1 protein-coding gene is annotated in these 2600 nt (G+C 61.7%); it reads left to right on the top strand.

The features are described 5' to 3' along the window. Window positions 1–413 precede the first annotated feature (413 nt). Window positions 414–2105 carry a thioester domain-containing protein gene (locus AC5RT8_RS16275; RefSeq protein ID WP_494096762.1) on the top strand — a complete coding sequence of 564 codons (1692 nt, stop codon included), beginning with the start codon at window positions 414–416 and terminating at the stop codon, window positions 2103–2105. Window positions 2106–2600 lie beyond the last annotated feature (495 nt).

The raw sequence follows: 2600 nt of genomic DNA, 5'->3' as shown, positions 1-2600 counted from the left end.
CGGACAATATTTGTGTAGAGGGTCAGGTCCCGCACCATTGGTGCGGGACCTGACCTGTTTAACCGGGGCATGCCCAGGGCCGGGCCGGGGGATCCGCACGGAATAAGCCGCGGCCAGGGCATAGGAGATTCCCCACTACACGGGAGATTCCCCACTACACGAGCCCGCCGCCCAGCGCCACTCATTTCGGTGCCGGGCAGCTCATTTGTCTATTTCCTCTTTCCAGCTCGCCCCGGGCGGGATAGCTTCGCGACTTCGGGACGAACCCTTTCGCGCTGGACAATCATGTGCGGTGCCGAGCGAGTTCCCTCTAGCCAGTCGTTGAGAGTAGGCGGAACCTTATGAGTGAGACTGCAGCACCAGCACAAACCGGGGGATACCGGAAAACTTCCGGAAGACACAGGCGCTTTCTAATGGCGCTGTCCGGCCTCGGAGGCGCCGTACTTGCCACCTCCTTGACGGCCGTACCTGCGCAGGCTGTATTCAGCGGAGAGGGGCCCGGCACGGCAGTGCCTGCAGCGCAGGTCGAGATAACGATGACCGGAACCGGGCCCGGGACCGGCGCTACAGGCGGCCTGCCACCGGCCGGCACTCCCTTCGATGTCACTAGCTACCCCGATGACGTGCCGGAGGGCTACGAGGCAGACAATCCCTCCTTTGCCGGCATCATCACTACTACGGACCTCGACGGCGACACTCAGTTGATGTATTGCATCGACATCCGAACCAACACCTATGAGGGGCTTGGCTACGAGAACGGTTCCTGGACCGAGGCCAATGTGCCGAACATCGGATACGTGAACCGGATCCTCAATAGCTACTACCCGTTGGTACCTGACAGTCCCGCGGGACTTGACGACAACACCAGAGCTGCTGCGGTCCAAGCGGCCGTCTGGTTCTTCAGCGACGGATTTGTGCTGGAAGACACGGACCCGCTGCGTCCGGTGACCGCGCAGATCGTTGCCGATGTCCTGGCCGCAGGGCCCCTGGTGGAACCGCCCCCGCCGGAACTCGCCATCGATCCTCCGGTTGCCGCAGGGCCAGCGGACGGCGTGACCGGACCCTTTACAGTGACAGCCGGCAGCGGGGCTGTCATCACCGTAAGCGCCCCAGCCGGGTTCGCGCTTTTCGCCGACGCGGCGGGAACAATACCCTTGGCGGAACAGGTCGAATCCGGGACACAGGTATGGGTACGGAATCTTGCACAGACCACCGACCCGGCTGTTATTACCGCCCGGGCAGCAGTACCGGTGCAGACCGGCAACGTCTACCTCTATGCAGGCAACAACCCCGAAGTGACGGACGCACAGAAGCTGATTCTGGCAGCTACCGCGGAAGTAGACTCGACCGCCCAGGCCACGGCAGAGTTTTTCGTAGCAGGCGACCTGACGGTCAGTAAGGCTTTCGCCGGAGGGGGAGTGGGCAGCCAGGGCGCGATCACGCTTACCGTGGACTGTGGACCAGCAGGTGCCTTTGTGTTCGAAATTCCGGCCGGAACCGCAACTGAAGTTACGGAAACTGTTACTGGCCTGCCGGTGGGTTCGGTGTGTTCGGTGACGGAATCTGTTACCGGTTCGACGGCGGAGGTGACGGTGACTCCGGTGTTGCCGGAGCCGGTGACGATCACTGAGGGGGAGAACATCCTGGCTGTGACGAACACGGTGGAATTCAATCCGGGTGCCCTGGTGGTGGCGAAGACGGTCACCGGTTCCGGTGCCGGATTGCAGGAGGATATTGTGCTGCACGTCCAGTGCGGTGATGGTGTGCTCGATGAGATTTTCGTTATTCCGGAGGGGACGTCGGCGGGTACTTTTGCCCAGCGGTATGAGGGTCTTCCGGCGGGGGTGGTGTGTACGGTGTCGGAGCCGGCCTCGGGTGCGAACGAGGATGTGACTGTGGAGTCCTTCGGTATGGGGGAGGTGAGTATCTTGCCGGGGCAGGTGCAGTCGGTTGAGGTGGTTAATGAGTATGCTCCGGTGCCGGTTACTGAGCGGCTTCCGCGGACCGGGGCGGAGGATGCTGCGGGTGTGGCGGCTGCTGCCGGTGGTGCGGTGCTGGCCGGGTCGGTGTTGGTTCTGGGGGCGTTGCGGAGGCGCCGCAGCTGATCTCCGCCGGGCGGAAGCCTTCATAGCTGGATGGTGTGTTGGTCGGGGCCGGTGCCCTGTTGGGGTGCCGGCTCCGGCCGCGGTATGGGTGTGCGGGGTCGCCTCGGATCCGATTTGCGGCCGGGGGAGAACCTGTGTAAAGTCTTCTAAGTCGCCGCGGCCGGGACGCTGGAAAAGCGCCCGAAGCATGGCGGCCAACCCACCAAAAATCTTCAGTCCAGCTGATGCGTGCCCTTCGCGGGCCGGCAGGGAAGACTGCGGTTGATGCTGGGTCCGGAACGGCGGTGGAACGCTTTCCCGGGTGTCCCGATAAGGGATGATCCGGGAATTGCGGAAAACGCCGGAATGGAATAGGATATAAAAACATTGCAGCGAAGAGGAAAAGGAAAACATAAAACGTTTTCCCGAGTATTTTCGGATTGCGTCTGTTGTTTGAGAACTCAATAGTGTGCCAAGTTTATTGATACCAATGTATTTTGATTGGTTGAACAGGCC

This window comes from Arthrobacter sp. Ms25 (assembly GCF_059090365.1).
Note: the sequence above shows the minus strand (reverse complement) of the source record. Positions and strands in the feature narration are given on the sequence as shown.

What these genes read in the sequence shown, in the direction of transcription:
- AC5RT8_RS16275 (WP_494096762.1), top strand. Translation starts at nt 414, where the DNA reads ATGGCGCTGTCCGGCCTCGGAGGCGCCGTACTTGCCACCTCCTTGACG.